The sequence below is a fragment of the Streptomyces sp. NPDC111656 genome, assembly GCF_055656965.1.
Window position 1 is genome coordinate 125,140 of the sequence record NZ_JBVKCA010000002.1, and the last position, 22,973, is coordinate 148,112.

Below are 22,973 nucleotides of genomic sequence, written 5' to 3' on the forward strand. Positions count from 1 at the left end.
GCCCGACACAACAGTGGTCCACCGCCCGACATTCCCGTGCGTCACCCGAGTGACGCGATCCACCTCACAACGCCGTCGGTGATGATCTCCAGGGCCGCGTCCTGGTCGATCGGTGCCCGTTTCGGCACGGCGAAGCCATGATCTCCGTACGGCACCTCGATCAGCTCATGCGAGCCCTTCGGGAACTCCGCCGGCCTGCCGAACGGGTCGTTGCCACCCTGGACGACGAGGGTGGGCACCCCGGCGCCGAGGAGTTCGTCGGCGCGGGACTTCTCGGGCTTGCCGGGGGGATGCAGCGGGAAACTGAGGGCGAGGACGGCGGTGGCGCCGAGTTCGGTCGCCGTACGGCAGGCGACGCGGGCCCCGGCGCTGCGCCCGCCCGCGACCACCGGCAGTCCGGGCTTCGCGACCGTGGACCACAGGCCCCGCCATCCGACGTCCAGGGTCTTCGGCGCGGGCGCCACCTTCTTCCCGGCCACCCGCCAGGGCTGCTCGACCAGCGCGACGCTCACGCCGTGCCCGGGAAGCACCGCGGCCAGCGCCTGGAGATCGCGCGCCTCGATACCGCCGCCCGCACCGTGACTCACAGCGAGCACCAGGCGTGGCTTCTTGGCCCGGTGCCAGCTGACGCGGGCCGTACCGGCGTCCGTCTCGACCGTCTCGATCGCGTCCATGATCTCCGTCACGTCACCCTTCCATGACCTCCGTCACGTCAGAAGAGTGTGCCCTCTTCGGGGCCCTCCAGCTCCTTCAGCAGCTCCGGCCCGTTGTTGCGGACGTTACTGACGGCCGTGGAGACGGGATAGGCGCGCATCAGCCCGGCGGGCGGCGGCGCGAGCAACTCGCGCAGACCGTCGACGTCCGTACGGGCCGGGTCGAGCCAGGCGTCCCAGCGGTCCGGGGTGAGCATCAGGGGCATCCGGGGGTGGATGTCGGCGAGGGCGTGCGGCCCCTCGGCGGGCGCGACCGCGAGCGGTGAGGTCTCCGCCTCGGTCGTGATCACCGAGCACGTCACCCACCAGGCCCGGGGGTGGTCGTCGGGGAGCGTCCTGTCGCGCCAGAACTCGTACAGCCCTGCCATCGCGAAGACCGAGCCGTCCGCGGGGAGCACGAAGTACGGCTGCTTGCGTGGCCGCTTCTTCTTGCCCTCGACCTCGAGATCGCGCTCGGCGGACCCGGTGACCCACTCGTAGTAGCCGTCGGCGGGGACGATGCAACGCCGGGCGGCGAAGGCACGGCGGTACGAGGGCTTCTCGTGCACGGTCTCCGCGCGGGCGTTGATCATCCGGGCGCCGCCCTCGGGCGTCTTGGCCCAGGACGGGACGAGCCCCCACTTGAGCCTGCGCAGCTGGCGAACCGGCTTCGGGCTCTCCGCGTCCTTAAGGGGGCGGTCGAGGACGGCATAGACGTCCTTGGTCGGAGCCACGTTGTAGTCGGGGTCCAAGGTCTCCTCGGGCTCCCACTTCTCGACCTCAAAGATTCCTGCGAGATCCTCGGGCCTACGACTCGCTGCATACCGTCCGCACATACGTGCCACACTGCCAGATTCCGCGACATCAGAGGGAGCCACCGCAGACAATGGACAGCACCGCATCCACCTCGCTGGCCTCGCTCTGGGACCAGGTCTCCGGCACCCAGCCGGACCCCGACCTGTGGGTGGTGATAGCCACCCTGGTCGCCGCTCTCGCGGTGATCGTCCCGCACGGCGTGTGGCGTCTCTCCCGCAACGCCATCACCATCGCGCACGAGGGCGGCCACGGGCTGGTGGCGCTGCTGACCGGGCGGAGCCTCAGTGGTATCCGGCTGCACTCCGACACCAGCGGTCTCACCGTCAGCCGCGGCAAGCCCACCGGCCTCGGCATGATCCTCACCGCGACGGCCGGCTACACCGCTCCCCCGCTGCTCGGCCTCGGCGGCGCCGCGCTGCTGGGCGTGGGCCGCATCACCCTGCTGCTGTGGCTGGCCACGGCCCTGCTCGTCGCGATGCTGGTGATGATCCGCAACGCCTACGGGGCGCTCACGGTGGTCCTCACCGGCGGTACGTTCCTGATGGTGTCCTGGCTCGCCGGACCCCAGGTACAGGCGGCCTTCGCGTACGCCGTGGTGTGGTTCCTGCTGCTCGGCGGCGTCCGGCCGGCCTTCGAGCTCCAGGCCAAGCGCAGCCGGGGCGGCGCCGGCGACTCCGACGCCGACCAGCTCTCCCGCCTCACCCACGTCCCGGCGGGGCTGTGGCTGTTCCTGTTCCACGCGGTGTCCCTGTGCTCCCTGCTGGGCGGCGGCCGCTGGCTGCTGGGACACTGAGGCACCCCAGCAACTTTCGATCACATTCCGTCACTTTTGATCAAGATCTACCCCCACCCCCACCCACTAAAGTGGGCGCATGACCGCGAACCCCGCCCACACCGCCCTCTGGCCCGCCCCGCACGCGAGCGGAGTCGTCGACGCGACGGTCCACGTGCCGGGGTCCAAGTCGGTCACCAACCGCGCCCTGGTCCTCGCCGCGCTCGCCTCGGAGCCGGGCTGGCTGCGCCGCCCGCTGCGCTCCCGGGACACGCTGCTGATGGCGGGCGCGCTGCGCGCGATGGGCGTCGGCATCGAGGAGACGGTGGCGTCCAGCTCCACGGTCGCCGCGGGCCCGGACGCCTCCGGCGAGGCCTGGCGGGTCATCCCCTCGGGTCTCCAGGGCCCGGCCACGGTCGACGTCGGCAACGCCGGCACCGTGATGCGCTTCCTGCCCCCGGTCGCCGCCCTCGCGGACGGCCCCATCCGCTTCGACGGCGACCCCCGGTCGTACGAGCGCCCGCTGAACGGTGTGATCGACGCGCTGCGTCTGCTCGGCGCCCGCATCGACGACGACGGCCGCGGCGCGCTGCCGCTGACCGTGCACGGTGGCGGCGCCCTGGACGGCGGCCCGGTGGAGATCGACGCGTCCTCGTCGTCCCAGTTCGTCAGCGCTCTCCTCCTGTCCGGCCCACGCTTCAACCAGGGGGTGGAGGTCCGCCACATCGGCTCGACGCTGCCCTCGATGCCGCACATCCGGATGACGGTCGACATGCTGCGCGCGGTCGGTGCGCAGGTGGACACCCCGGAGTCGGGCGGCGAGCCCAACGTCTGGCGGGTCACGCCCGGCGCGCTGCTCGGCCGTGACCTGATCATCGAGCCGGACCTGTCGAACGCCCAGCCGTTCCTGGCGGCGGCCCTGGTGACCGGCGGCACGGTCGTCGTCCCCGACTGGCCCTCGCACACCACCCAGCCCGGTGACCGGCTGCGGGAGATCTTCACCGAGATGGGCGGTTCCTGCGAACTGAACGACAGCGGTCTGGAGTTCACCGGTTCGGGTGCGATCCACGGCATCGACGTGGACCTGAGCGAGGTCGGCGAGCTGACCCCGGGCATCGCGGCGGTCGCCGCTCTCGCCGACTCCCCGTCCACCCTGCGGGGGGTCGCCCATCTGCGCCTGCACGAGACGGACCGGCTGGCCGCGCTCACCAAGGAGATCAACGAACTCGGCGGTGACGTCACCGAGACCGCCGACGGCCTGCACATCCGCCCGCGCCGACTGCACGGCGGCATCTTCCACACCTACGACGACCACCGCATGGCGACCGCCGGCGCGATCATCGGGCTGGCGGTGGAGGGCGTCCAGATCGAGAACGTGGCGACGACGGCCAAGACCCTGCCGGACTTCCCTGACATGTGGTCCGGAATGCTCGGGAACTGACGGGCGGACCGGGATCATGCGCCGCTACGGCAAGCACACCGACGAGGACGACATCCGCCAGCGCCCCAACCGCAAGGGCAACCGTCCGCGCACGAACATCCGCCCCAAGCACGAGGAGGCGGTCGAGGGCATGGTCGTCACCGTCGACCGGGGCCGTCTGACCTGCCTCGTCGAGGACCGCCTCGTGATGGCGATGAAGGCCCGCGAGCTGGGCCGCAAGGCCGCCGTCGTCGGGGACCGCGTCGCGATCGTCGGTGACCTGTCCGGCGAGAAGGACACCCTCGCCCGCATCGTCCGCATCGAGCCGCGCAGCTCGGTACTGCGCCGCACGGCCGACGACGACGACCCCTACGAGCGCGTGGTCGTCGCCAACGCCGACCAGCTCGCCATCGTCACCGCCCTCGCCGACCCCGAGCCGCGCCCCCGCCTGATCGACCGCTGCCTGGTCGCGGCGTACGACGCCGGCCTGGAGCCCCTGCTGGTGCTGACCAAGTCGGACCTCGCCCCGCCCGACGAACTCCTCGAGCTGTACGGGGCCTTGGGCGTCCCCTACGTCGTGACGAGCCGTGCGGAGCTGGAGAGCGGCGCGGCGGTGGACCGGGTGCGCAAGCAACTGGACGGCAAGATCACGGCGTTCGTCGGGCACTCCGGCGTCGGCAAGACGACCCTGGTCAACGCGCTGGTCTCGCAGGAGCGGCGGCGCAGCACCGGCCACGTGAACGCCGTCACGGGCCGCGGTCGGCACACCACGACCTCGGCGCGCGCGATCCCGCTGCCGGGCAGTGAGGGCTGGGTCATCGACACCCCCGGCGTCCGCTCCTTCGGCCTGCATCACGTCGACCCGTCCCGGGTCATCCACGCCTTCCCCGACCTCGAACCCGGTACCGAGGGCTGCCCGCGCGCGTGCAGCCACGACGAGCCGGACTGCGCGCTGGACCAGTGGGTGGCGGACGGTCACGCGGACCCGCAGCGGCTCTACTCCCTGCGCCGGCTGCTGGCGACGCGGGAACGCACGGAGGGTGACTGAGTCCCCTGAGCCCCCTTGTGACCTCCGCGTTGTTTGCGTGGGCGGCCCGTCGGTAAGTGCTTAGCCGGTCGGCAAATGCATAATCGCACCAAGCCGGACCCAGGCCAGGCGAAGCAGTCGACGTGCGGACACGGGAGGACGAGACATGGCGTGGCTGCTGGTCGTTGTGGCGGGACTGCTCGAAACCGGCTTCGCCGTCTGTCTGAAGCTCTCGCACGGATTCACCAGACTCTGGCCGACGGTCGCCTTCTGCGTCTTCGCGCTGGGCAGCTTCGGTCTGCTGACTCTCGCCCTGCGCAAGCTCGACGTCGGCCCGGCGTACGCGGTGTGGACCGGCATCGGCGCGGCGGGCACCGCCATCTACGGCATGATCTTCCTCGGCGACCTGGTGTCGACGCTCAAGATCGTCTCCATCAGCTTCGTCATCATCGGCGTCATCGGCCTCCAACTCTCGGGCTCCGCCCACTGAGACGCCCCGCGAGGACGTCCTCTTGGGGCGCGGGAAGTCTTTCTTGGGGCGCGGGAAGTCTTTCAGGGGGGCGCGGGAAGTCTTTCAGGGGGGCGCGGGAAGTCTTTCAGGGGCGCTGGGCAGTCTCCTCAGGGACGCGGCACAGTCTTTCGGGGACGCGGGGCAATCTCCTCAGCGGCGCGGCACAGCCTTTCGGAGGCGCCGGGCGGTCTCCTCAGCGGCGCGGCACAGCCTTTCGGAGGCGCCGGGCGGTCTTCTCAGGGGCGCGGCACAGTCTTTTGAGGGCGCCGGGCGGTCTTCTCAGGGGCGCGGCACAGTCTTTTGGGGGCGCGGGGCGGTCTTCTCAGGGGCGCGGCGCAGTCTTTTGGGGGCGCGGGGAACTGCGCGACCAGCCACCCACACGCCGCACCCGCCCGCCCACCTGCCGAGGCACCCCAGAAGGCGCCCAGAAAGCGTCACCTCAGCTGCCGAGGCAACGCACCTCGCACCAGCTCCGTCACCCCACCCTCCCCCGGCGGAGCCGCCACACACGACAGCGACAACCGCACCACCAACTCACACGCCCCCGCCAACTCCCCCATATCCCCCCGCATCGCCCCGGGCCCGGACAACGCCGCGACGGCCCGATCCCGTACGAGCGCCACGAAGTCGGCGGGCGAGGGCAACGGCCCGTCGGCCCTGCGCTGCGCGGGCACCGCGGACGACGACGGCACCGCCGAGAGCGTCGGCGACGGCAGCCGCTCACTCCAGCACCCGGTCAGCATGGCCCGTACGAGCACGTTGCCCCGGGCCGCCGACGTGGTCCACTCGGCGGCCGCGACCAACCGCTCGCGCGCGTCCGCGTGGGCGGCCAGCGCGCGCTCGACACCGGCGAGATAGCCGTCGGCCTCCCTCCGCACGAGGGCGCGCGCGAGCCCCTCCTTGCTTCCGAACTCGTTGTAGAGCGTCTGGCGGGACACACCGGCCACGGCGGCGACGTCGACCATCCGCACCGTGGACCACGGACGGTGTGCGAGCGCCGTATAGGCGGCATCCAGAAGGGATTCCCGCGCTGCAGGCATCTTTCGCCTCCCTGGGGGCGAGCGGGCGGCACTGCAGCTCAGATTTGACGCGCGCAGGGGCACTGTCAAGGGTTCGCGGCGGCGTCGAGGGGCGTACGTCGACCCCCGCACGCCGCGGTGATCAATCCGGCCGTACGTCCCGCGCCCCCGAGGCGCCCCCGAGCCCCATGACCGTGCCCTATGATCCCCCGGGCCGTATGGCTGTGGCCCGAGTGGGCCATATACGGTGCAGTCATGCCCGACTATCGCGATGACCTGCGCCTGGCCCATGTCCTGGCGGACGCCGCCGACGCGGCGACGATGGACCGGTTCAAGGCGCTCGACCTCAAGGTCGAGACCAAGCCGGACATGACACCGGTCAGCGAGGCGGACAAGGCCGCCGAGGAGCTGATCCGCGGCCACCTCCAGCGGGCACGGCCACGCGACGCGATCCTCGGTGAGGAGTACGGCATCGAGGGCACCGGCCCGCGCCGCTGGGTGATCGACCCGATCGACGGCACCAAGAACTACGTCCGTGGGGTGCCCGTCTGGGCCACGCTGATCTCCCTGATGGAAGCGGGCGAGGGCGGCTACCAGCCGGTGGTCGGAGTGGTCTCGGCGCCCGCGCTGGGCCGCCGCTGGTGGGCGGCGAAGGGGCACGGCGCGTTCACCGGCCGCAGCCTGTCCTCGGCCACGCGCCTGAAGGTCTCCCAGGTCTCGCGGATGGCCGACGCGTCCTTCGCGTACTCCTCACTGTCCGGCTGGGAGGACCAGGGCCGCCTCGACGGCTTTTTGGACCTGACGAAGGCGGTCTGGCGCACGCGCGGGTACGGCGACTTCTGGCCGTACATGATGGTGGCGGAGGGCTCGGTGGACATCTGCGCGGAGCCCGAGCTGTCGCTGTGGGACATGGCGGCGAACGCGATCGTGGTGACCGAGGCGGGCGGATCCTTCACGGGCCTCGACGGCCGCCCGGGCCCGCACAGCGGCAACGCGGCCGCGTCGAACGGCATCCTCCACGACGAGCTGCTGGGTTATCTGAACCAGCGGTACTGAAGAGCCGATGGTGCGCCCTTGTGATCCATGGGCGCCCCCGAAAGGCACCGCACGCCCTCTTGTTGACCCTCCCTTTAACTGCGACTCTGAGAGTCCCCCCACTTGTGAACTTGTGAATCGCTTCTCTTGGCGCTTCACCAAGGAGGTGGCTCCAGCCCATGCTCGTCCGCGACGCCATGAGCACGGTGGTCCTCACCATCGGCCCGGCACACACACTCCGTCAGGCGGCCTGCCTGATGTCCTCCCGCCGCGTAGGCGCGGCCGTCGTCCACGACGAAGACTCCTCCGGCCTCGGCATCCTCACCGAACGCGACATCCTCAACTCGATCGCCCTCGGCCAGAACCCGGACACCGAGACCGCGAGCACCCACACCACGACCGACGTCGTCTTCGCCGCCCCCGTCTGGACCCTGGAGGAAGCCGCGGCGGCGATGGCACACGGCGGTTTCCGACACCTGATCGTGCTCGACGACAACGGCCCGGTCGGCATCGTCTCGGTCCGCGACATCATCCGCTGCTGGGCCCCGAAGCGGCAGCGGGTACCCGCGTAGACGCCCAGGCACCTCTCCCAGGCCACCCCTCCCGGGCACCACTGCCGGGCCCGCACATGCCGACGGGCCGGACCCCCATCACTCAGAGGGGATCCGGCCCACCGCCCACGACAAGCGATCCAGTGCTGGTTGTCAGCCGCGCAGGGCCTGGACCGCGGCCTCCAGCCGCTTGCCGAAGTCTTCGTCAGCCTGACGGAAGTTGTTGATCGCGCGCTCGGCGATGTCGTCACGGGAGACCTTGGCGATGAAACCCGCCAGGTTCGCGATCAGACGCCCCTGCTCGTCCTCCGACATCAGGCGGTACAGACTGCCCGCCTGCACGAAGTCGTCGTCCTCGGAGTGGGACGGCGCCTCGGTCTCACCGGTGTGACCGGTCACCGCGATCGGTTGCCACAGCGGCCGGTCCGTTTGGAACGGACCGCCGAAGCTGTTCGGCTCGTAGTTCTTCTCGCCCTTGTGGCGGCCGTCGTACAGGGAGCCGTCACGGGAGTTCGTGCGCGCCTCGGCGGCGTGCGGGCGGTTCACCGGCAGGTGGTCGGCGTTGATGCCGACGCGGTAGCGGTGCGCGTCGCCATAGGCGAAGAGCCGCCCCTGAAGCATCTTGTCGGGGGAAGGCCCGATACCCGGCACGAAGTGCGCCGGCGAGAAGATCGACTGCTCGACCTCGGCGAAGATGTTCTCCGGGTTGCGGTTGAGCTCCAGCCTGCCGATCTCGATCGGCGGGTAGTCCTCGTGCGGCCACACCTTGGTGAGGTCGAACGGGTTGAACCGGTAGGTCGCCGCGTCGGCCGCCGGCATGATCTGCACCTGCACGGTCCAGGACGGGAACTCACCGCGCTCGATGGCCTCGCGCAGGTCGCGCTGGTGGGAGTCGGGGTCCTCACCGGCGAGCCTGTCGGCCTCCGCCTGGGTGAGGTTCTTGATGCCCTGGTCGGTCTTGAAGTGGTACTTGACCCAGAAGACCTCGCCGGCCTCGTTGTTCCACTGGTAGGTGTGCGAGCCGTACCCGTTGAGGTGGCGATAGGAGGCAGGAATCCCCCGGTCACCGAAGAGCCAGGTCACCTGGTGCGTGCTCTCGGGGCTGAGGCCCCAGAAATCCCACACGTTGTCGGCCTCCTGCGAACCGGTGTACGGGTCGCGCTTCTGCGTGTGGATGAAGTCGGGGAACTTGATGGCGTCCTTGATGAAGAACACCGGGGTGTTGTTGCCGACGAGGTCGTAGTTGCCGTCCTCGGTGTAGAACTTCAGCGCGAAGCCGCGGGGGTCACGGACCGCGTCCGCGGAGCCGAGGTTGCCGGCCACCGTCGAGAACCGCAGGAAGGTCTCGGTCTGCTTGCCGACCTCGGAGAGGAACGTGGCACGGGTGTACGGGGTGACATCCGCAGTGACCGTGAAGGTGCCGTAGGCGGCGGCGCCCCGGGCGTGCACGACACGCTCCGGGATGCGCTCACGGTTGAAGTGGGCGAGCTTCTCGAGAAGCAGCTGATCCTGAACGAGCACCGGGCCGCCGACGCCCGCGGTCTCACTGTTCTGGTTGTCGGCCACCGGCGCGCCGGCCTCTGTCGTAAGCGGTCCCTGCGTCACGTGCGCCTCCTGCGTCATTACGGATCACCCAATGCCGAATCGATCCTACATTAGACAATATCCAAATCAAGCACTCATCCAAAGTCACACCCATTCGGGATCTGGTCACCTTGCTGTTAAGCTGGCGTGCATGAGTGACCTGTTGGAACGACTGCGCGGACGCGGATGGCGAATGACCGCGCAGCGGCGTGTCGTGGCCGAGGTCCTCGACGGCGATCACGTCCATCTGACGGCCGACGAGGTGCATGCCCGGGCCGTCGCCAAGCTGCCCGAGATCTCCCGGGCGACCGTCTACAACACGTTGGGTGAGCTGGTCTCGCTCGGCGAGGTGCTGGAAGTCGCGACGGACAAGCGCGCCAAGCGCTACGACCCGAACGCGCACCGTCCGCACCACCACCTGGTCTGTGCCCAGTGCGGCTCGATCCGCGACGTCCACCCGAGCGGCAACCCGCTCGCCGACCTCCCCGACTCGGAGCGCTTCGGCTTCACGGTCTCGGACGTTGAGGTCACATACCGGGGCCTGTGCCCCACCTGCGCCTCAGCCTGACTCCCCCGAAGCCCCGGCCTCCACGGACGCCGGGGCTTTCCCGTGCCCCGCACCCCGAAAACGCCGAAGGACCCAGATCAAAATGATCTGGGTCCTTCGCCTTCAAGTAGCGGGGACAGGATTTGAACCTGCGACCTCTGGGTTATGAGCCCAGCGAGCTACCGAGCTGCTCCACCCCGCGTCGATGAACTGAACATTACGTCAACCAGGTGGACCAGTGCAAATCCCATAGACGCCCCCTTGAACACGAACGAGGAAAGCCCCACGGTCCCCCTCGAGACACAAGGGAAGGGGAAGCACCCACGGGGGCCGGGGCGGGAACCCCACGGGGCTACGGGGGCGGAAGCCCCACGGGTACGGGGGCGGGAAACCCACGGGGTACGGAAGCGCAGTCCCTGACGGGGTTGCAGGGGCGGAGCCCCCGGGGGTCCAGAGGCACAGCCCGGCGCGACGCAGAGGGCAACCCCGCGCAGGTCCAGGGGCACGGCCCGGCGGGGTCCAGGGGCGCAGCCCGCAGAAGGCCAAGGCCAGCCCGGTGGGGTGCAGGGGCGCAGCCCCGCGAAGGTCCAGGGGCAGGGCGCGGCAGGGTCCAGGGGCGCAGCCCGCAGAAGGCCAAGGCCAGCCCGGTGGGGTGCAGGGGCGCAGCCCCGCGAAGGTCCAGGAGCAGGGCGCGGCAGGGTCCAGGGGCGCAGCCCGCAGAAGGCCAAGGCCAGCCCGGTGGGGTGCAGGGGCGCAGCCCCGCGAAGGTCCGCAGGCAGGGCCCGCCGGGGTGCAGGGGCGGAGCCCCTGGTGGGGTTCGGGGCGGAGCCCCTGGTGGGGTTCGGGGCGGAGCCCCGGGGATGGGTCGGGTAGGGGCGGCGGGGGCGAGAACAAGCCGAGACCAGCCCCCATCCACCGCCACAAACTCACGCAGACAACTCCTGCCGCAACGCATCCCGCAACCGAGCCGCCCGCTCAGCCACCTCCGCGGGCCCCAGCGCAACCGCCCGATCAGCCCACCGCTGCCCCTCCGCCAACTCCCCCCGCCGCGCATACACGAGCGCAAGCCGAAGCGCCGCCCGCCCATGCCCCGCATCCGCCGCCCGGGTCCACCACAACGCCGCCTCCGGCTCACTCCCCTCCCGAGCCAACAGCAGCCCGAGATTGAAGGCCCCGTTCCGAGACCCGGCCTCCGCGGCCGACCGGTACCACCGAGCCGCCTCCACCACATCACCCCGAGCCGCGGCGAGCATCCCGACCCGCACCTGCGCCCGCCGATGCCCGAGGGAGGCAGCCCGCTCGTACCACTCCTCGCACTCACTCTTCTCCTGCGCCGGCTCCCCGAGCTCATGCGCGGGCGCCGGCGGCCGCCGAGCGTCGAGCACGGCGGCCAGCCGGTACGCGGCCTCCGCGCTACCGCCCCCCGCCGCACACCTCAGATGCCGCTCCGCCTCCAACTCGTCCCCGTCCCGCAGTCGCGCGATCGCGACCTGCAGCGCCGCCTCGGTGTGCCCGGCGGAAGCCGCCCGCTCGTACCACCGCAGCGCCGCCTCCTCGTCCTCCTCGCTCCCCCGCCCGGCATGCAGGATCCCGAGATTGAACGCGGCGTCCACACTCCCGGCCTCCGCGGCCTTGGAGAACCACGGCTCGGCCCCGGCCGAGTCCCCGACCTGAAGCAACAGGATCGCCAGCGCGTTCGCGGCCTCACGGTGCCCCGCGTACGCGGCCCGCCGGTACCACTGCTCGGCCTGCGCGGTCCGCCCCTGCTCGGCGCAGAGCAGCCCGAGGTTGTACGCGCCGTTCACATCACCGGCGTCCATGGCGGCCCGGTACCACCGCTCAGCGGTCTGCGTCTCGCCGCGCTCGGCGTGCAGCGCCCCCAGCGCGTTCGCGGCGTTCCCGTCCCCGTCCTGCGCGGCCCGCAGCCACCACACGGCCGCGCTCTCCGTGTCCCCCGCGTCCCGCAGCAGGAACCCGAGCGCGCAGGCGGCCCGCGCCTCTCCGTCCTTGGCGGACGTCAGATACCAGCGCCCCGCCTCCTTGAGGTGTCCCCGCTTCTCCAGGATCGCCCCGAGGTGCAGCGCGGCCCGCCGGTGCCCCCGCGCGGCGGCCTGCCGGTACCACTGCTCGGCCTCTTCACCGGCGGCTCCTATGACCCCGATGACACCGTTGTCGCCCCTGCCCTCGCCCGCGTCCGCGGCCTTGCGGTCGAGCGTGCGAGCGAGCCGGTAGGCCGCCTCACGGTGCCCCCGCTCGGCGGCCGCCCGCATCCACTGCTCCGCGCCGACGTCACTGCGGTGTTCCAGCAGATCGGCGAGCGCGTACGCCCCGAGGGCATGCCCCTGCTCGGCGGACTGGCGCAGCCAGTACTCGGCGGCAGGCTCGTCTCCCCGCTCCCGGTGATAGCGCCCGAGCGCGTGCGCGGCGGCCGCGGACCCGGCGACGGCGGCGATCCGCCACCACCCGGCGGCCTCGTCGGCGTACCCACGCTGGTGCAGGAGAACACCAAGGTTGTTGGCGGCGGCGCGGTCACCGGCGGCGGTGGCCGCGCGCAACTGAGGCTCGGCTCCGTCGAGATCGCCACGGCGCAGCAGCATCGCTCCGAGGACACTCATCGCCTCGACGTCGCCGGCCTCGGCGGCGAGCCGCTGACGTGCTTCCTCGGCAGCCTCGCCGGTTTCGTCCCGGTCTGAAGGCTGCGCAAAACGCCCTGTATCCAACAGAGTTGCCTTGTCCCCCATAACGTCCATCGTCGCACCACCTGCAACCTGGGTACACCTGGTATACCGCAGTCAGTGAGGTCACTTCAGCGTTTTGTCGACATGCCCACAGAGAGACAAGTCAAACACAGTTCTCCCAACTCCCCACGGATGGCGCAGCCTTCGGCGCGTCGCCCATGGTCGCCGCGCGCACCCCGCGCACGCGTCCTGCTCAGGTCGTCATACGGGTGCAGTACACGTGTGCGCACACAGCGAAGGCCCGGATCCTGTGAGGATCCGGGCCTTCGCTTTTCAGTAGCGGGGACAGGATTTGAACCTGCGACCTCTGGGTTATGAGCCCAGCGAGCTACCGAGCTGCTCCACCCCGCGCCGTTGTGTTGCAACCGTACCACGGCGCGGAGGGGGCCTCTGACCAGCAGCGGAGGGGGCCTTTGAGCAGCGGCTGATTCAAGAACCGGACCAGCCGCCGACCGGCCCGACGGACCGGCCGGCGCCCTGGCCCGTACGGCCGCCCTAGGTCGTACCGCCGCTGGGACTACTGCTGCCGCTGGGGCTCGGACTGCTGCTGCCACTCGGGCTCGGACTACCGCTCGGGCTGCTGCCCTTGTCGTCGCTCTTGCTGCCGCCGCTGCCACCAGTGGCGCTCTTGTCGGCCTTGGCCTGAGCGTCCTCGGCCCGCTTCAGCGCGTCCTGAAGATCCTTCTGCGCCTGCCCGTACGCCGTCCAGTCGCCCTTCTTGAGGGCGTCCTGGCCCTGGTCGAAGGCCTTCTGGGCGTCGGTGAGCGCCTGTTGGACCGTCGGGTTGCTCGACGTCGGCGGTGGGGTGGTCCCCGTGTCGGCCGGTGGACTGGTCGTACTGTCCGTCCCGAAGATCTTGTTGAGCGCCTGGTCGAGTGTGTCCTCGAAAGCGGTGTTGCCTCCGTAGGTCACCAACACCTTGCGCAACAACGGGTACTTGAGGTCGCCACCGCGTACGTAGACGGGCTCCACGTAGAGCAGTCCTCCGTCGAGCGGAACCGTCAGCAGATTGCCGTACTCGACTTCCGAGTCCCCACCCTTCAGAAGTCTGATCGACTCGGCGATGTCCTGTTGGGAGTTGAACTGGCTCTGGACCTGTTTGGGCCCGTCGACGGGTTCACTCGTCGGCAGTTTCAGGATTCTGATCTTGCCGTAGTCACTGGTGCCCGCCTCGGAGTCGACCGACATGAAGGCGCTCAGGTTGTCCCGGCCGTTCGGAGTGAACGTCGTCGTCAGCGAGAACGTCTGCGCCTGCTGGTCGGGCATCTTCATGCTCAGGTAGTACGGCGGCACCGCGTCGCCCGACTTGTTGGTCGGCTCGTCGGGGACCTGCCACACCTCGCTGCCGCTGAGGAACGTCTGCGCGTCCTTCACGTGGTAGCGGGTGAGCAGCTCGCGCTGGACCTTGAACAGGTCCTGCGGGTACCGCAGATGGTCCATGAGCGACTGCGAGATGGCCGTCTTCGGCTCCACCGTGTTCGGGAACGCCTTCATCCAGGTCTTGAGGACCGGGTCCTTGGTGTCCCACTGGTAGAGCTTGACCTCGCCGGTGTACGCGTCGACGGTCGCCTTCACCGAGTTGCGGATGTAGTTGACCTGGTTCTGCTGGGCCACCACCGCGCGCTGGTTGTTGGTCGCGGTGAGTGAGTCCGCCGTCGTGTCACCGAGGGTGGTGCGGGAGGCGTACGGGTAGCCGTTGGTCGTGGTGTAGGCGTCGACGATCCACTGGATCTTGCCGTCGACCACGGCCGGGTAGGCGTCGCCGTCGATGGTCAGCCAGGGGGCCACCGCCTCGACGCGGTTCTTGGGGGTGCGGTTGTAGAGGATCCGGGAACCCTCGCCGATCGCGCCCGAGTAGAGGATCTGCGGCTCGCCGAACGCCACGGCGTACGCGGCACGGTTGATCGGGCTGGAGAGGCTGACCCCGCTCTTGGCCTGGTAGCTGGTGGTCTTCTCACCGCTGTCGTCGGAGTAGTCGATCTCCTTCTGGGGACCGCCGACGATCGAGTACTGCGTGGTCTTCTCGCCGTAGTAGACCCGCTGCTCGTACGTCCCCAGGTCGCCCTTGGACGGCAGGTCGGACTCGGTGAAGACGGGCCGGCCACCGGAGGTCGCCGTGGTGCCCTTGGCGGCCACCACGCCGTATCCGTGCGTGTAGCGGAAGTGGTCGTTGATCCAGTTGTTCTTCGGAATGCCGTTCAGGTTCAGCTCGCGCAGTCCGATGACCGTGTCTTGATCCCCGACGTTCGTGCCGTCCTTGCTGTACCGGTCGACGTCCAGGTTGGTCGGGAACGCGTAGTAGTTCTTCATCTGCTGCAACTGCTGGAACGTCGGCGAGACGATGTTCGGGTCCAGCAGACGGATGCTCGCCGTGGTGTCGGCGTCGGCGCGCTGCTTGGTCTTGTCCTTGGTGTCGCTCTTGCCCGCGTACTCCGAGACCTGGGTGCCGTCGATGCCGTAGGCCTCGCGGGTCGCCTTCAGGTTCTTCTCGACGTACGGCGCTTCCTTGGCCTGCTCGTTCGGCTGGACCTGGAACTTCTGCACGATCGCCGGGTAGAGACCGCCGATGAGGATCGCCGAGAGCACCATCAGGCCGAAGCCGATGACGGGCAGCTGCCAGGTGCGCCGCCACAGGGTGGCGAAGAACAGCAGCGCGCAGATGACGGCGATGCAGAACAGGATCGTCTTGGCGGGCAGATACGCGTTGGCGTCGACGTACCTGAGACCCGTCCAGTTGCCGGTCGCCTTGAAGTCGCTGGACTTCACGGCGAGTCCGTAGCGGTCGAGCCAGTAGGCGACCGCCTTCAGGGCGACGAAGATGCCCAGCAGCACCGACAGGTGTCCGGTCGCCGCGGCCGTGGCGCGCGCGCCCGGGGAGGTGATCCTGAGCCCTCCGTAGAGGTAGTGCGTGAGCGCGGCGGCGATCAGCGAGAGCACGGCGGCGGCGAAGCCGAAGCCGAGCAGGAACCGGTACCAGGGCAAGTCGAAGGCGTAGAAGGAGACGTCGAGGTGGAACTGGGGGTCCTTCTGGTGGAAGGGGACCCCGTTCACCCACATCAGCCACGTGCGCCACTGGCCCGACGCCGACGCGCCGGCGATCAGCCCCACCAGGGAGGTGATGCCGAGCAGCAGCCACCTCTTGTAGGGCGCGATCCCCATCCGGTACCGGTCGAGGCTCTGCTGCTCCATCGACATCGCGCTCAGCGGCGGTCGCAGCCGGTGTGCCAGCCAGATGTTCACGCCGACCGAGGCCGCCATGATCAGGCCGAACACGAAGAAGAGCCCGATCTTGGTCCACAGGGTGGTCGTGAAGACGGACGAGTAGTGAACCGACCGGTACCAGAGCCAGTCCGTCCAGAACCCCGCGAACATGACGAACGCCATGGCCAGCACGGCCAGCACGCCCAGTGTCATGAGCAGGGTCCGGACCCGCCGGGACGGTCGGCCCACTCTGATCCGTGGCCCCGTCGGGCCTCCGCCGCGGTCCGGCATCTGGAAAGCCAAGGTGCGCACCTCGAAGTTCGCTGTTGATCCGTCAGGTCCCCTTGAAGCGGACCATCCGTCAGGCTCCGTGATCGTGGAGCCTCATCTATGCAACTTACTCACGCTTTACTCGGTTCCCGGATCCGGGTACGAACGAGGCAGGATTGTGACCATGTCCAACACTCCCATGGCAGCGAGCCCGCTCACCCGGGCCGTACTCGAGATCGACGAGTACGCCTCCGGCCTCGGCTGGGACCAGCCCGCTCGCCTTTTCGCCCTCGTAGACACCGCGCGACTGCGGGCCCAGGAGCCCGGCCTCGCGGCCCAGCTCGGCCTGCAGGACGAGCCCGATACCACCGGTCTCACCCCCATCGAGCAGGACGAGATCCCTGCCGACAAGCCGCTGGACGACTTCCTCGGCACCATCGCCTGGCCCGACGCCGTGGTCGGCTGCGCGCTCACCGTGGAGCGGCTGATGCTGCCGCCGTCCGCGGAGGCCTCCGTCCCGGAGGGCCTGAGCGACAAGAAGCTCGCGAAGTGGGTCGCCGAGCACCCGGACCGCCAGGAGGTCCGTATGACGGTCGGCGTCCTGCGCGACGGCACCCGCGACTCGGCACTGCGTCTGCGCGAGAAGGACGCGCCGACCGAGGTCCTCACGGGCGCGGGCCTGGTACCGGGCCTGGCGGAGGCGCTGTCGGCGACGTTCGCGGACTGACGTCCAGGTGTACGCGGATGGGGGCGCCCCCGGAAGTCCGGGGCGCCCCCATCGCGCCGTACGGCCCATGCGTACCGCCGCCGGTCGGTCCCTCAGCCCTTGGTGGTGCACTTCGGCAGGTCGGCGGTCTTGCCGGAGCTGATGTCCTTCAGGGCGTTCATCGCGTCGTCGATGGTGTTGACCTTGACCAGGGTGAGCCCCTTGGGGGTGTCCTTGGCGGCGGCCGCGCAGTTGTCCTTGGGCGTCAGGAAGTACTGGGCGCCCTTCTCGCGCGCTCCGATCGTCTTCAGCTCGATGCCGCCGATCGGACCGACGGTTCCGCTGTCGTCGATGGTGCCGGTGCCGGCCACGAACTTGCCGCCGGTGAGGTCGCCCGGGGTCAGCTTGTCCACGATGCCCAGCGCGAACATCAGCCCGGCGCTCGGACCGCCGACGTCGGCGAGCTTGATGTCGATGCTGAACGGGAACGTGTGATCGGTCCCGGCCGAGATGCCGACGATGGCGCGCGACGCGCCGCTGTCGCTGGACTTCGCCGTGGTGATGGTCACGTCCGTGGTCGCGGTGGCCGTCTTGCCCGCCTTCTCGGCGGCGGCCTGCTCCTTGGCGGGCACCACCGTGAAGACGACCTTCTCGCCGGGCTTGTGCTTGGTGACCAGCTTGGCGACGTCCTCGGGTGCCTTGACGGCCGTACCGTCGACGCTCTTGATCACGTCACCGGCGTGCAGCCGACCCTCGGCCGGGGAGCCCTTGACGACGGTCGACACGATCACCCAGGACTTCACCGGGATGCCCAGCTCCTTCAGAGCGGCCACCTTGGCGCTCTCCTGGGACTGGCTGAACTCCTCGGCGTTCTCCTGCGTCGACTGCTGCTCGGTCTTGCCGTCCGGGTAGAGCGTGTCGTGCGGCACGACCTTGTTGTCATGCGCGAGCCACCCGTACACGGCCTCTGGGAGGTTCATGTTGTAGTCGGCGCTGGTGACCCGGACAGTGGTCATGTTCAGGTGCCCGGTGGCCGGGTACGTCTTGCGCCCGGAGATCTGCAGCACCGGCTCGCCGTCGTGCTCGCCCAGTGTGTTCACCGTCGGTCCCGGTGACATCTCCGAGTACGGCACTTTGATGAACACTCCCGCGCACAGGAGCGCGATCAGGATCAGGGTGGAGGCGAGCATCGTCGCGGTGCGGCGTGGCATGCCACGACAGTACGGGACGGTGCTGTCAGCGCACTGTCGGGGCCGTCCGTACGGGGCCCGGGCGGCCCCTGCGGGGCCCCGGCCTCAGACCACGTCGGAGCGCGGCTTCTCCCCGGCACCGGGCCGCACCATGACGGCCTCGGAGCGCTCCATGGCCGCGCGGAAGCGCGCGTACCCCTCGAGCTCGATGCCGTCCCCCACCGTCTTGCGGTTCCGGCCGGCCCAACTGCCCCACAGTCCGGCACCGATCGCAGCCAAAAGCGGAATCAGCAACCAGGCGAGCGACGCCATGCCGACCTCCCAACCCCACGAGCGACCGCAACTGACTGATCAGCAGATTAACCATCCGCCTTGCTAACGCTCATACCAGGGGGTCGGTTACGCAACCGGAGCAAAGGTGAGAGCTCGGTGAGGCCGGACTCACACGTCCGGCCGACTCCCTCAACAGGCTCCGACCCACTCCTCCGTGCCGTCGGAGAACTTCTGGTGCTTCCAGATGGGCACCTCGTGCTTGAGGTCGTCGATCAGCTTGCGACACGCTTCGAAGGCCTCACCGCGGTGCGGGCACGACACGGCGACGATCACCGCGAGATCACCGACGGCCAGGTCACCGACCCGGTGCACGGCGGCCAGCGCCCGCACCGGATACTCGGCGACCACTTTCTCGGCGATCCGCCGCATCTCGGCCTCCGCGCTGGGATGGCACGAATACCCCAGCCCGTCGACGTCGGCACCCCCGTCGTGATTGCGCACGGTCCCCACGAAGAGCGCGGTCCCTCCGGCGGCGTCGTCCCCGACGGCCCGGAAGACCTCGTCCAAGGAGAGCGGCTCGTCCCGAATCGCCAACAGCCGAATCGGATCCTGCGCGCCCGACTCACCCGGATGATCAAAGGTAGGTGCCATGTCCCCATCGTGCCGCACCCCACGACACCCACGAAATACGCCGTTCACCCCGCACACACGTGTGACCTTTTGGAGCCTCCTACAGGGGTAACAAGCCCGTACCCACCCACCCCGGCCACCATTCGACAACGAGCCCGTTCAGTCCGCCACCGGGGTCGGGCCGAAGCCCCGAGGACAGCGGGCACACGAACCCGCCGAGACGCAGGCACACAGCCCGACCGGGGTCCGGGGCCGAAGCCCCACCTGGGGTTCAGGGGCGCAGCCCCTCCGGGGTCCGGGGGCAGAGCCCCGCCAGGAGTCCGGGGACGGAGCGCCACCGGAGTCCAGAGGCGCACCCCCACCGGGCTGCAGGGGCGAAGCCCCGAAAGGGGTCCAGAGGCGCAGCCCCACCGGAGTCCAGGGGCAGAGCCCCATCGGGGTCCAGGGGCGCACCCTCACCGGGGGTGCAGGGGCGCAGCCCCGTCAGGGGTGCAGGGGTGCAGCCCCGTCAGGGGTGCAGGGGTGCAGCCCCGTCAGGGGTGCAGGGGTGCAGCCCCGCCAGGGGTCCGGGGGCGGAGCCTCCGGGGATGGGACGGGTAGGGGCGGCGGGGGCGGAACACCGGGCCCCAGCCACGACGCACCCGCACCCGACCACCCCACCCCCCAAGACTCAGATCCGTCGCCGAGCCTTCCGAGCCCGCCGAACCAACGCGGCCGTACCCAGAAGAGCAACCGTCGCCCCCGCAGCCCCCGCCGCCGTCGCGTCCTTCCGCCCCAGCCGCCGCCCAGCCACGGTGTGCCGCCCGGCGACCTCCTCCAGCAGCTCCGCGAGAACCTCCTCGTTGGTCCACTGCGGCCGCCACCCGGCGTCATGCATCCGGCTCCCACTCACCACCCAGGGATACATCGTGTACGCCAGATCCCCGGCGGGCGAAGGAGTGAGCCCAATCCGGTGAAGTCGCGCGGCAGCCCCCAGTGCGACGGCGGACGGCAACTCCATCCGCCGAATCCCGCTGAGCTCCTCGACCTCCTCCTGCTCCAGCCACCCGTCGCACCCGACGGCCAGCTCCCCCTCCACCTTCTCCAGGACGGCGTACTCCAGAGCACTGCACAGATCCTCGACGTGGCAGAACTGCCAGGCAGGCCGTGACCCCGCCACCACAAGGAGTCGAGGAGACTCGAAGTACCTGGTCAGCGCGGTGTCGGTGCCACCACCGACCAGGACTCCCGGCCGTACGACGGTGACGTTGAGCCCCGGATGCGCGCGCGGCGCCCGCCGGGCGAGCCGCTCGATCTCCAGCAGGTCCCCGACCCCCGTGGCCTCGGCGGTCGCCCGCAGTTCGGCGTCTTCGGAGAGGGGCAGTTCGTTGTCGGGCAGCGCCCCGTAGACCATCGCGGAGGTGCACAGCACGACCCGGTGCACCCCGACAGCGGCGGCAGCCGTCAGCACGGTCTGCGTCCCCCGGACGTTGTACGCCGTGCGCGCCGCCGCGTCCGTCTCCAGGTCGAGGTCGAGCGCGAGATGCACCACGACGTCCGCGCCACGCAGCTTCTCGGCGATCGCCGGGTCCCGCACGTCGAGGATCTGCCACTGGGCGCCCTCGCACTCGCCGCGACGCTCGTCGATGGCGATGACCTGCTTGATCTCCTCGCTGGCGGCAAGCCGCTCGGTCAGCATCGCGCCCACGCCGGACGCGGCGCCGGTGACCGCGACGACGGGCCCGCGCAAGGGCGGGCTGGTTGAGTGGTTTCGCGCTGCGCGAACCTGTGGATCTGGGGAACTCACCGGGCGTCTCCAGCGGTTGTCTTCAGTAACGGACGCGCGTGACGCGGCCGTACCAGGTGGCATCCATCCTGCCGCAGGCCAAGAGTCGGCGAAGCACCGAGGCCCGATCGGGCTCGGGTGTCTACGCTGGGTGGTGTTGTCGGGCAGTCGCCGTCGGAACGAACCGGCGGCCTTACCAGCCGAGGAATCCCGTGAGTGACACCCCATTCGGATTCGGCCTTCCGCCGGAGGAGCCGGAGAACGGCGACGAGGGCAAGAAGAAGGACCAGCAGAGCGGCGGTGGACAGGGACCGTTCGGTTTCGGGCCGCCCGGAGCCGGCGGCCCCGGCGCCGACAATCCGCTCGCAGCGATGTTCGGTTCCATGAACCCCAACGATCTGGGGGCCGCGTTCCAGCAGCTGGGCCAGATGCTCTCGTACGAGGGCGGTCCGGTGAATTGGGACATGGCCAAGCAGATCGCCCGCCAGACGGTCTCCCAGGGCACTTCTGACGGCACCAAGGACGCGAGCGTCGGTCCCGCCGAGCGCACCGCGGTTCAGGATGCCGTACGCCTGGCCGACCTGTGGCTGGACGACGCGACGTCCCTCCCGTCCGGCGCCGCCTCTGCCGTGGCCTGGAGCCGCGCGGAGTGGGTCGAGGCGACCCTGCCGGTGTGGAAGGAGCTCGTCGACCCGGTCGCCGAGCGCGTCGGCGCGGCCATGGGCGATGTCCTGCCGGAGGAGATGCAGGCCATGGCGGGCCCGCTCATCGGCATGATGCGCTCCATGGGCGGCGCCATGTTCGGTACGCAGATCGGGCAGGCCGTCGGCGTGCTCGCGGGCGAGGTCGTCGGCTCCACCGACATCGGCCTGCCGCTCGGCCCGGCCGGCAAGGCCGCGCTGCTGCCGCTGAACATCGCGTCGTTCGGCAAGGACCTGGGCGTCCCCCTGGAGGAGGTGCGGCTCTACCTCGCCCTGCGCGAGGCCGCCCACCAGCGTCTCTTCTCGCACGTGCCGTGGCTGCGCTCGCACCTGTTCGGCGCGGTCGAGGGCTACGCGCGCGGGATCAAGGTCGACACGGCCAAGCTGGAGGACGTGGTCGGCCAGCTCGACCCGCAGAACCCCGAGCAGCTGCAGGACGCCCTCCAGCAGGGCATGTTCCAGCCGGAGGACACGCCGGAGCAGAAGGCCGCGCTGGCCCGTCTGGAGACGGCGCTCGCGCTCGTGGAGGGCTGGGTGGACGCGGTCGTGCACGCGGCCGCGAAGCCGCGTCTTTCCTCCGCGGACGCGCTGCGTGAGACGCTGCGCCGGCGCCGCGCCACGGGCGGTCCCGCCGAGCAGACGTTCGCCACACTGATCGGCCTGGAGCTGCGCCCGCGCCGGCTGCGGGACGCCTCGCGCCTGTGGGCCTCGCTCACCGACGCGCGCGGTGTCGACGGCCGCGACGGTCTGTGGGCCCACCCGGACATGCTGCCGACCGCATCCGACCTCGACGACCCGGACGGCTTCGTGCACCGCGAGCAGCTGGACTTCTCCGAGCTCGACAAGATGCTCGGCGAGGCGGCGAGCGGCTCCGCCGAGAGGACGAACCTGAAGAAGGACGACGCTCCCGCGGACGACGACAAGGGTGACGGCACCGAGTGACCCTTCACGACGACGCCGTCCTCGTACTGAAGCAGTACGAGGACCAGGAAGAGCTGCGCCAGGTCTATCTGGACCATCTGTCCGAGCATCCCGACGGCATGTGGAAGGCCTGCACGGCGGGGCACGTCACGGCCAGCGCCCTGGTCATCGACCCGGTCGGCGGCCGCGTCCTGCTGACGCTGCACCGGAAGCTGCAGATGTGGCTGCAGATGGGCGGCCACTGCGAGCCGGGCGATCCAACGCTGGCGGCGGCCGCGCTGCGCGAGGCGACCGAGGAGTCGGGCATCGAGGATCTGATCCTGCTGCCGGGCGGCCCCGTGACCCTGGACCGGCACGCCATCCCGGCGCCGTGCAATTGGCACCTGGACGTCCAGTACGCCGCGCTCGCCCCGCCCGAGGCCGTGGCGGCGATCAGCGACGAGTCCCTGGACCTGCGCTGGTTCCCCTACGAGGAGGTCGCGGACGTGGCGGACGCCTCGGTCGTGCGGCTCCTGGAAGCAACCCGCGCACGGCTCGCGGCCTGAGGCACGTGTAAGGGGCGACCGCCATGGCGGTCGCCCCTTACGTTCGTCTCCCGGACCGT

General features: G+C 70.1%; 20 protein-coding genes and 2 tRNA genes. 10 read left to right on the plus strand and 12 right to left on the minus strand.

The window, feature by feature from the left end; genetic code table 11:
• Positions 1–41 precede the first annotated feature (41 nt).
• Both ACZ7M3_RS06100 and ACZ7M3_RS06105 read right to left on the minus strand, forming a co-directional pair.
• The gene (locus tag ACZ7M3_RS06100; protein ID WP_355307389.1) at positions 42–674 is read right to left on the minus strand and encodes an alpha/beta hydrolase family protein; all 633 of its coding nucleotides are present in this window, start codon (positions 672–674) and stop codon (positions 42–44) included.
• A gap of 38 nt (positions 675–712) precedes the next feature.
• Positions 713–1,528 carry an SOS response-associated peptidase gene (locus ACZ7M3_RS06105; protein WP_351307009.1) on the minus strand — a complete coding sequence of 272 codons (816 nt, stop codon included), beginning with the start codon at positions 1,526–1,528 and terminating at the stop codon, positions 713–715.
• A gap of 50 nt (positions 1,529–1,578) precedes the next feature.
• Between ACZ7M3_RS06105 and ACZ7M3_RS06110 the strand changes: the two genes are divergently transcribed.
• From ACZ7M3_RS06110 to ACZ7M3_RS06125, 4 genes are all read left to right on the plus strand, one after another.
• Complete coding sequence (locus ACZ7M3_RS06110) at positions 1,579–2,301, plus strand: M50 family metallopeptidase (RefSeq protein ID WP_472061201.1); 723 nt, start codon at positions 1,579–1,581, stop codon at positions 2,299–2,301.
• 79 nt (positions 2,302–2,380) lie between these two features.
• Positions 2,381–3,721 carry a 3-phosphoshikimate 1-carboxyvinyltransferase gene (gene aroA, locus ACZ7M3_RS06115; protein ID WP_472061203.1) on the plus strand — a complete coding sequence of 447 codons (1,341 nt, stop codon included), beginning with the start codon at positions 2,381–2,383 and terminating at the stop codon, positions 3,719–3,721.
• 16 nt (positions 3,722–3,737) lie between these two features.
• Positions 3,738–4,748, plus strand: a complete 1,011-nt coding sequence (rsgA, locus tag ACZ7M3_RS06120; protein WP_075028836.1) for a ribosome small subunit-dependent GTPase A — start codon at positions 3,738–3,740, stop codon at positions 4,746–4,748.
• Between the two features lie 145 nt (positions 4,749–4,893).
• Complete coding sequence (locus ACZ7M3_RS06125; protein ID WP_067368647.1) at positions 4,894–5,217, plus strand: DMT family transporter; 324 nt, start codon at positions 4,894–4,896, stop codon at positions 5,215–5,217.
• Positions 5,218–5,672: 455 nt separating this feature from the next.
• Here the strand turns inward: ACZ7M3_RS06125 and ACZ7M3_RS06130 are convergent, their stop codons facing one another.
• Positions 5,673–6,278 (minus strand): TetR/AcrR family transcriptional regulator, encoded by a 606-nt coding sequence (locus ACZ7M3_RS06130; RefSeq protein ID WP_472061205.1) that lies wholly within the window; start codon positions 6,276–6,278, stop codon positions 5,673–5,675.
• 234 nt (positions 6,279–6,512) lie between these two features.
• Here ACZ7M3_RS06130 and hisN point away from each other — a divergent pair, with 234 nt between their 5' ends.
• Together hisN and ACZ7M3_RS06140 are read left to right on the plus strand one after the other, a co-directional pair.
• Complete coding sequence (hisN, locus tag ACZ7M3_RS06135; protein ID WP_067369310.1) at positions 6,513–7,313, plus strand: histidinol-phosphatase; 801 nt, start codon at positions 6,513–6,515, stop codon at positions 7,311–7,313.
• Between the two features lie 158 nt (positions 7,314–7,471).
• Positions 7,472–7,864, plus strand: a complete 393-nt coding sequence (locus ACZ7M3_RS06140; RefSeq protein WP_095852688.1) for a CBS domain-containing protein — start codon at positions 7,472–7,474, stop codon at positions 7,862–7,864.
• A 132-nt stretch (positions 7,865–7,996) separates the two neighbouring features.
• Here the strand turns inward: ACZ7M3_RS06140 and ACZ7M3_RS06145 are convergent, their stop codons facing one another.
• Entirely contained in the window at positions 7,997–9,466 is a 1,470-nt protein-coding gene (locus ACZ7M3_RS06145; RefSeq protein WP_472061207.1) for a catalase, read from the minus strand.
• 112 nt (positions 9,467–9,578) lie between these two features.
• On the opposite strand from ACZ7M3_RS06145, the gene ACZ7M3_RS06150 reads away from it, so the two are divergent.
• Positions 9,579–9,995, plus strand: a complete 417-nt coding sequence (locus ACZ7M3_RS06150) for a Fur family transcriptional regulator (protein WP_054228161.1) — start codon at positions 9,579–9,581, stop codon at positions 9,993–9,995.
• A gap of 107 nt (positions 9,996–10,102) precedes the next feature.
• On the opposite strand, the gene ACZ7M3_RS06155 is transcribed toward ACZ7M3_RS06150, so the two are convergent.
• From ACZ7M3_RS06155 to ACZ7M3_RS06170, 4 genes are all read right to left on the minus strand, one after another.
• Positions 10,103–10,176 (minus strand) — tRNA-Met (locus ACZ7M3_RS06155).
• 724 nt (positions 10,177–10,900) lie between these two features.
• Positions 10,901–12,724 carry a tetratricopeptide repeat protein gene (locus ACZ7M3_RS06160; protein ID WP_472061209.1) on the minus strand — a complete coding sequence of 608 codons (1,824 nt, stop codon included), beginning with the start codon at positions 12,722–12,724 and terminating at the stop codon, positions 10,901–10,903.
• 265 nt (positions 12,725–12,989) lie between these two features.
• Positions 12,990–13,063: transfer RNA gene (locus ACZ7M3_RS06165), tRNA-Met, on the minus strand.
• Between the two features lie 144 nt (positions 13,064–13,207).
• Positions 13,208–16,204 carry a UPF0182 family membrane protein gene (locus ACZ7M3_RS06170; RefSeq protein WP_472062161.1) on the minus strand — a complete coding sequence of 999 codons (2,997 nt, stop codon included), beginning with the start codon at positions 16,202–16,204 and terminating at the stop codon, positions 13,208–13,210.
• Between the two features lie 163 nt (positions 16,205–16,367).
• Here ACZ7M3_RS06170 and ACZ7M3_RS06175 point away from each other — a divergent pair, with 163 nt between their 5' ends.
• Positions 16,368–16,910 carry a PPA1309 family protein gene (locus tag ACZ7M3_RS06175; protein ID WP_472061211.1) on the plus strand — a complete coding sequence of 181 codons (543 nt, stop codon included), beginning with the start codon at positions 16,368–16,370 and terminating at the stop codon, positions 16,908–16,910.
• A gap of 92 nt (positions 16,911–17,002) precedes the next feature.
• Here ACZ7M3_RS06175 and ACZ7M3_RS06180 read toward each other — a convergent pair whose 3' ends face one another.
• From ACZ7M3_RS06180 to ACZ7M3_RS06195, 4 genes are all read right to left on the minus strand, one after another.
• Entirely contained in the window at positions 17,003–18,100 is a 1,098-nt protein-coding gene (locus tag ACZ7M3_RS06180; RefSeq protein ID WP_261685570.1) for a YlbL family protein, read from the minus strand.
• Positions 18,101–18,184: 84 nt separating this feature from the next.
• The gene (locus ACZ7M3_RS06185) at positions 18,185–18,391 is read right to left on the minus strand and encodes a hypothetical protein (RefSeq protein WP_472062223.1); all 207 of its coding nucleotides are present in this window, start codon (positions 18,389–18,391) and stop codon (positions 18,185–18,187) included.
• A 150-nt stretch (positions 18,392–18,541) separates the two neighbouring features.
• On the minus strand, positions 18,542–19,003 hold the full coding sequence (locus ACZ7M3_RS06190) for a molybdenum cofactor biosynthesis protein MoaE (RefSeq protein WP_351307029.1): 462 nt from the start codon (positions 19,001–19,003) through the stop codon (positions 18,542–18,544).
• A 649-nt stretch (positions 19,004–19,652) separates the two neighbouring features.
• Positions 19,653–20,768, minus strand: a complete 1,116-nt coding sequence (locus ACZ7M3_RS06195) for an SDR family oxidoreductase (protein ID WP_261685571.1) — start codon at positions 20,766–20,768, stop codon at positions 19,653–19,655.
• 191 nt (positions 20,769–20,959) lie between these two features.
• On the opposite strand from ACZ7M3_RS06195, the gene ACZ7M3_RS06200 reads away from it, so the two are divergent.
• Entirely contained in the window at positions 20,960–22,390 is a 1,431-nt protein-coding gene (locus ACZ7M3_RS06200) for a zinc-dependent metalloprotease (protein ID WP_450428003.1), read from the plus strand.
• Positions 22,387–22,914, plus strand: a complete 528-nt coding sequence (locus ACZ7M3_RS06205) for an NUDIX hydrolase (protein ID WP_472061213.1) — start codon at positions 22,387–22,389, stop codon at positions 22,912–22,914. Before ACZ7M3_RS06200 ends, ACZ7M3_RS06205 begins: the two co-directional genes overlap by 4 nt.
• Positions 22,915–22,973: the final 59 nt, after the last annotated feature.